The following is a 6,620-nucleotide window of genomic DNA, read 5'->3' on the forward strand; positions in this document are numbered from 1 at the left end:
CTCGTCCTGTGCGGGGTGTCGCTCTGGCGTGCCCGCGTCCGGCAGGCCGTGACGCCAGACGAGCGCGAGCGCTTCGTCAATCTGATGGCAACGTCAGCCGAGCTGGCCGAGATCGATCCGCCAGAAACACCCGAAGGCACCCGGCAGAACGAGGCTCTGTGATGTTCCTTGCATTTTTTGTCGGAGTGGTGGCCGGGGTCGTGGCGGCGTATCTCCTTTCGCCGCAAACCGAGCGGCTGGAAACCTTGCCCTTTATCGGCTGGGTGCTCGTTGGCGCAGGATTGCCGGTCGTTGCCGGACAGCTCGCGTTTCTGGCTCTCAATCAGGGTGAGGGCGCTGGCGTGTTTGCCTTCTGGCTCCTGTCAGCAGGCCTTGGCGCGGGCATTGGATGGGCTGTGAACGCCATTCGCCTTCGCCTTACATGAGCGAGCCTTCGCCGTTTGCACGCCTCGCGTTGCACTGCGGCAAGGCGGTGGTATAAGCCGACGCGACTCTTCTCCTCGGACAGACGGGTGCGCCCGCCTGTCCCTCTCCGGACAAAGGTGAGTGCTGCCCCATGAACATCCACGAGCATCAGGCCAAAGCCGTGCTGAAAGCCTTCGGCGCACCCGTCGCTGACGGTGTTGCCATTTTCTCCGCTGACGAGGCCGGTGCGGCTGCCGACAAGCTGCCCGGACCGCTCTGGGTCGTGAAGTCCCAGATCCATGCCGGCGGGCGCGGCAAGGGCAAGTTCAAGGAACTTCCCGCCGACGCCAAGGGCGGTGTGCGTCTGGCCTTCAGCCGCGATGAAGTGATCGCTCATGCGAAGGACATGCTCGGCAACACGCTCGTCACCCACCAGACCGGCCCGGCCGGCCGCCAGGTGAACCGCCTCTATATCGAGGATGGCGCCGACATCGAGACCGAGCTCTACCTCTCGCTTCTGGTAAACCGGGATACGGGCCGCGTGGCCTTCGTCGTCTCCACGGAAGGCGGCATGGATATCGAGGCGGTCGCCGAAGAGACCCCGGAAAAGATCCTTACCATCAATATCGACCCGGAAACGGGCGTGACGTCCGCTGACGCCGGTAAAATCGCCGAAGCGCTGGAGCTGAACGGTACGGCGCGCGAAGACATGCTGTCGCTCGCCCCGATCCTCTACCGGGCCTTCACCGAGAAGGATATGAGCCTTCTGGAAGTGAACCCGCTGATCGTGATGAAGGACGGGCACTTGCGTGTGCTGGACGCGAAGGTTTCCTTCGATGGCAACGCGCTCTTCCGCCACGACGATATCCGTGCCCTGCGCGATCTGACCGAAGAGGACGAAAAGGAAATCGAGGCGTCGAAATACGACCTCGCTTACGTGGCGCTCGACGGCAATATCGGCTGCATGGTCAATGGTGCGGGCCTTGCCATGGCGACGATGGATATCATCAAGCTTTATGGCGCCGAGCCTGCCAACTTCCTGGATGTGGGCGGCGGCGCCTCGAAGGAAAAGGTCACCCACGCTTTCAAGATCATCACAGCCGACAAGAACGTCAAAGGCATTCTGGTCAACATCTTTGGCGGCATCATGCGCTGCGACGTGATCGCGGAAGGCGTGGTCGCTGCCGTGAAGGAAGTGGGCCTGAAAGTGCCGCTGGTCGTGCGCCTTGAAGGCACCAATGTCGATCTTGGCAAGAAAATCCTCAACGAGAGCGGGCTGGACATCACGTCTGCCGACGATCTCGACGATGCCGCGCAGAAAATCGTAGCTGCCGTGAAGAAGGGCTAGGAACCATGTCCGTACTCGTCAACAAAGACACCAAGGTTCTCGTCCAGGGCCTGACCGGCAAGACCGGCACTTTCCACACCGAACAGGCGCTTGCCTATTTCGGCACCAAGATGGTCGGCGGCATCCACCCGAAAAAGGGCGGTGAAAGCTGGACCAGCGGCATGGACGGCGCCGCGTCGCTGCCGATCTTCTCCACCGTCGCCGAAGGCAAGGAGCGCACAGGCGCCAATGCCTCCGTGGTCTATGTGCCGCCGGCGGGCGCAGGCGCGGCCATCATCGAGGCCATTGATGCCGGGATCGAACTCATTGTCTGCATCACCGAGGGCATTCCGGTGATGGACATGGTCAAGGTCAAGGCACGGCTTGAAAAGTCGAGCTCGCGCCTGCTCGGCCCGAACTGCCCGGGGGTCCTGACGCCGCAAGAGTGCAAGATAGGCATCATGCCGGGCTCGATCTTCAAGAAGGGCTCTGTCGGCGTGGTCTCGCGTTCCGGCACGCTGACCTATGAGGCCGTGTTCCAGACGACCGCTGAAGGCCTCGGCCAGACGACGGCTGTCGGTATTGGCGGCGACCCGGTCAAGGGCACCGAGTTCATCGACGTGCTGGAGATGTTCCTGGCCGACGAGGAAACCAAGTCGATCATCATGATCGGCGAGATTGGCGGTTCGGCCGAAGAAGAAGCTGCCCAGTTCCTGCGCGACGAAGCCAAAAAGGGCCGCAAGAAGCCGATGGCCGGCTTCATTGCAGGTCGCACCGCGCCGAAGGGCCGCACGATGGGCCATGCCGGCGCGATCGTGGCGGGCGGCAAGGGCGATGCGGAAAGCAAGATCGAGGCGATGAAATCGGCCGGGATCGTCGTTTCCGACAGCCCGGCGCGCCTCGGCAAGACGCTGGTTGAGGTGCTCAAGGGCTAGGCCCGCCGCCGGCTTTCGGCAAGGACGCTCTGAAAATACCGAAATGCCCCGGTCCATGACCGGGGCATTTTGCTATGTATCGGGCTCGGCCGGCCAGCCGCGGACGGTTTTTGTCGTCCCGCCCGCGCATGGCTTTTCGCGGTTGGGCTTTGTGCGGCCTTGCGCGATCAATCCCGGAAAACCGCCAGCGCATGGCTATCGAACGAACGTTCGCGCGAATTGCTGTCAGAAGCCCGTTCTTCGCCCATTTGGGCTTCTCTTTTGCGCCGGAGAGGCATAGATGTCGATTATCCAAGGCAAGCGCCATGGTGGCGCTCACGATAACCTGCCCTGAAGGGCCACGATGACCGACGCTCGCTCCTCCGAAAACCAGACCTTCCTCGACACCTCCTTCCTGTTTGGCGCCAACGCCGTCTATCTGGAAGACATGGCGGCGCGCTATGCCAGCGATCCCGCCTCGGTTCCCGCGTCCTGGCGAAAATTCTTTGATGCCGTGGGCGACGAGGCGGCCAATGCGAAGCGGGCGGCCAAGGGGCCGGGCTGGAAGCGCGAGGGCTGGCCGCGCAAGGCCAATGGCGAAATGGTTCAGGCGCTCGGCGATATCGAGAGCGTCGTGCCCAAGCTGCCGGAGAAAGTCGCCGCGCGCATGGGTGAAACGGCGTCCGCGGCGGATGTGAACTCCGCCGTCAAGGACAGCATTTCGGCTATCATGCTGATCCGCGCCTACCGCATGCGCGGGCATCTGGCCGCTGATCTTGATCCGTTGAAGCTCGGCGAGCGCGAACCCCAGCCCGAGCTGGATCCGGCAAGCTACGGCTTTGGCGAGGCTGATCTCGACCGCGAGATCTTCATCAATGGCTATCTTGGCCTTGAAACCGCGACCGTGCGGGAGATTCTCGACATCCTGAAGCGCACCTATTGCGGCACGCTCGGCATCGAGTTCATGCACATCTCCAATCCGGAGGAGAAGGCCTGGCTGCAAGAGCGCATCGAGGGTCCGGACAAGGAAATCGCGTTCTCGAAGAACGGCAAGAAAGCGATCCTGCGCAAGCTGGTCGAGACCGAAGCCTTCGAACGCTTCCTGCACAAGCGCTATCCCGGCACCAAGCGCTTCGGGATTGATGGCGGCGAAGCCATGGTCCCGGCGCTGGAACAGATCATCAAGCGCGGCGGTGCCGAAGGGGTCAGCGACATCATTGTCGGCATGCCCCACCGTGGCCGCCTGAATGTGCTCGCGGCGGTGATGGGCAAGCCCTATCACGTGATCTTCCACGAGTTCCAGGGCGGTTCGACCATGGGCGAGGACGAGTTCTCGTCCGGCGACGTGAAATACCATCTGGGTTCGTCATCGACGCGTGAGTTCGACGGCAATAATGTCCATCTGTCGCTGACGGCGAACCCGTCTCACCTCGAGGCGGTTGACCCGGTAGTGCTGGGCAAGGCCCGCGCCAAGATGACGAAATACCAGGTGCAGACAGGCGAGCCGTCTGCCCACAAGGTGCTGCCGCTTCTCCTGCATGGCGATGCGGCCTTTGCCGGTCAGGGCATTGTTGCGGAATGCTTCGGCCTTTCGGGCCTGCGCGGTCACCGCACGGGCGGGGCGATCCATTTCATCGTCAACAACCAGATCGGCTTCACCACCGATCCGCGCGACAGCCGTTCATCGCCCTATCCGTCAGACGTGGCGCTGATGGTTCAGGCGCCGATCTTCCACGCCAATGGCGATGACCCCGAAGCGGTTGTGTTCGCGGCCAAGGTTGCCACCGAGTACCGGCAGAAATTCGGCAAGGATGCCGTCATCGACATGTTCTGCTACCGGCGCTTCGGCCACAATGAAGGGGACGATCCCTCCTTCACCCAGCCCATCATGTACAAGGCCATTGCCGGTCTTTCCACGACGCGCGAGCTCTACACGAACCGTCTCGTCGATGAGGGTGTCGTCTCCAAGGACGAGGTTGAGGGCTGGATCAAGGAATTTGAAGCCTTCCTCGATGACGAGTTCGAGCTTGGCAAATCCTACAAGGCCAACAAGGCCGACTGGCTGGACGGCGTCTGGTCGGGTCTCGGCCTGCCGGACGAGGATGACCGGCGCGGCCAGACGGCGGTGGATCTCGATACGTTGAAAACAGTCGGCGAGGCGATGACGCGCATCCCCGACGGCTACGCCATTCACAAGACGCTGCAGCGCGTGATCACCAATCGGCGTGAAGCCATCGAAAAGGGTGAGAATCTCGACTGGGCAACGGCGGAACACCTGGCTTTCGGCACACTTCTCACCGAAGGCTTCCCGGTGCGCCTGTCCGGCCAGGATTGCGGGCGGGGCACGTTCTCGCAGCGCCACTCCCACCTGATCGATCAGGAAACCCAGGAGCGCTACACCTTCCTCAACCATTTGAGCGAGGATCAGGCACGCTATGAGGTGATCGACAGCATGCTGTCGGAAGAAGCCGTGCTCGGCTTCGAATATGGCTACTCGCTCTCCGCGCCGAACACGCTCGTCATGTGGGAAGCCCAGTTCGGTGACTTCACCAATGGCGCGCAGGTCATCATCGACCAGTTCATTTCCTCCTCGGAGCGCAAATGGCTGCGCATGTCCGGCCTCGTGATGCTGCTGCCTCACGGCTATGAGGGCCAGGGACCGGAGCACTCCTCCGCGCGTCTGGAGCGCTTCCTGCAACAATGCGCCGAAGACAATATGCAGGTCGCCAACTGCTCCACGCCGGCGAACTATTTCCATATCCTGCGCCGGCAGATCCATCGCGGCTTCCGCAAGCCGCTGGTGATCATGACGCCGAAATCGCTGCTGCGTCACAAGCGCTGCGTCTCCGACCTCTCCGAGTTCGGGCCGGGTTCCTCCTTCCACCGCGTGCTGTGGGATGACGGCGATACCAGCGTGCGTACCGATCGCGGCGAGTTCGCACAATTGCGTGCCGAGCCGGTTGCTGCCGACAAGGACATCCGCCGCGTCGTGCTGTGCTCGGGCAAGGTCTATTACGACCTCCTCGAAGCGCGCGAGAACAAGGGCGTGAACGATGTCTACCTGCTCCGCGTCGAGCAGTTCTATCCCTTCCCGGCCAAGTCCATCATTGATGAGCTCAAACGCTTCCCGCAGGCCGAGATCATCTGGTGCCAGGAAGAGCCCAAGAACATGGGCGGCTGGACCTTCGTGGAACCCTATCTTGAATTCTGCCTTGAAAAGGTAGGCGGCAAGTCGAAGCGCCCGCGCTATGTCGGGCGTGCCCCCTCGGCTTCGACCGCGACCGGGCTGCTTTCGCGTCACCAGGCCCAGCAGCAGGCCCTGGTCGATGAAGCCCTCACCAACGACTGACCTGATCACACCTTACCGGATGACCGACACCATGAGCGCAATCACCGTCCCCACCCTTGGCGAATCCGTATCCGAAGCCACTGTCGGCAACTGGCTGGTCTCTGAAGGCCAGTCGGTGAAGAAGGACGATATTCTCGTCGAGCTGGAAACCGACAAGGTGTCGGTCGAGGTGCGTGCGGAGGAAGACGGTGTCATCACCGCGATCCGCGCCAAGGAAGGCGATACGGTGGAGATCGGTGCAACGCTCGCCGAGTTCGAAGCCGGTGCCTCCGGCGGCAAGGCCGAGCCCAAGAAGTCTGAAAGCAAGGACGCGCCCGCGAAGGCTGAAGCCAAGCCTGCCGACAGCAAGAACGAAAAACCTGCCTCCGGTTCGGGCGGTTCGCTGACCGAGGCCAAGGTGCCGGTCATGGGCGAAAGCGTGGCCGAAGGCACGGTCGGCAACTGGCTGGTGAAAGTCGGTGACAGCGTCAGCGTTGACCAGCCCCTGATGGAAATCGAGACCGACAAGGTCGCCGTGGAAGTGCCCTCGCCGGTTGCGGGCGTGCTTGAAGAAGCCCTCGTGAAAGAAGGCGACAGCGTCGAGCCAGGTCAGGTCGTAGCGAAGATCCGCGAAGGCGGCTCTGGC

General features: G+C 62.3%; 5 protein-coding genes. All 5 read left to right on the forward strand.

Translation table 11 applies throughout. The annotated features are described in order from the left end of the window. The first annotated feature begins 161 nt into the window (after positions 1-161). Positions 162-425: a hypothetical protein gene (locus ACTS2Z_RS02635; protein ID WP_442571679.1), complete on the forward strand. Its 264-nt coding sequence runs from the start codon at positions 162-164 to the stop codon at positions 423-425. Between the two features lie 131 nt (positions 426-556). After that, positions 557-1,753 carry an ADP-forming succinate--CoA ligase subunit beta gene (gene sucC, locus ACTS2Z_RS02640; protein WP_442571680.1) on the forward strand — a complete coding sequence of 399 codons (1,197 nt, stop codon included), beginning with the start codon at positions 557-559 and terminating at the stop codon, positions 1,751-1,753. A 5-nt stretch (positions 1,754-1,758) separates the two neighbouring features. Continuing rightward, positions 1,759-2,667, forward strand: coding sequence for a succinate--CoA ligase subunit alpha (gene sucD, locus ACTS2Z_RS02645; protein ID WP_442571681.1), 909 nt, complete (start codon positions 1,759-1,761; stop codon positions 2,665-2,667). A 343-nt stretch (positions 2,668-3,010) separates the two neighbouring features. Beyond that, positions 3,011-5,995 carry a 2-oxoglutarate dehydrogenase E1 component gene (locus ACTS2Z_RS02650; protein WP_442571682.1) on the forward strand — a complete coding sequence of 995 codons (2,985 nt, stop codon included), beginning with the start codon at positions 3,011-3,013 and terminating at the stop codon, positions 5,993-5,995. Then, positions 5,973-6,620, forward strand: a 648-nt coding sequence (locus ACTS2Z_RS02655) for a biotin/lipoyl-containing protein (protein ID WP_442571683.1), incomplete at its 3' end; no start/stop codon positions are given. The genes ACTS2Z_RS02650 and ACTS2Z_RS02655, both read left to right, overlap by 23 nt.

It is taken from the genome of Glycocaulis sp., from assembly GCF_052168375.1.
Classification (GTDB): domain Bacteria; phylum Pseudomonadota; class Alphaproteobacteria; order Caulobacterales; family Maricaulaceae; genus Glycocaulis.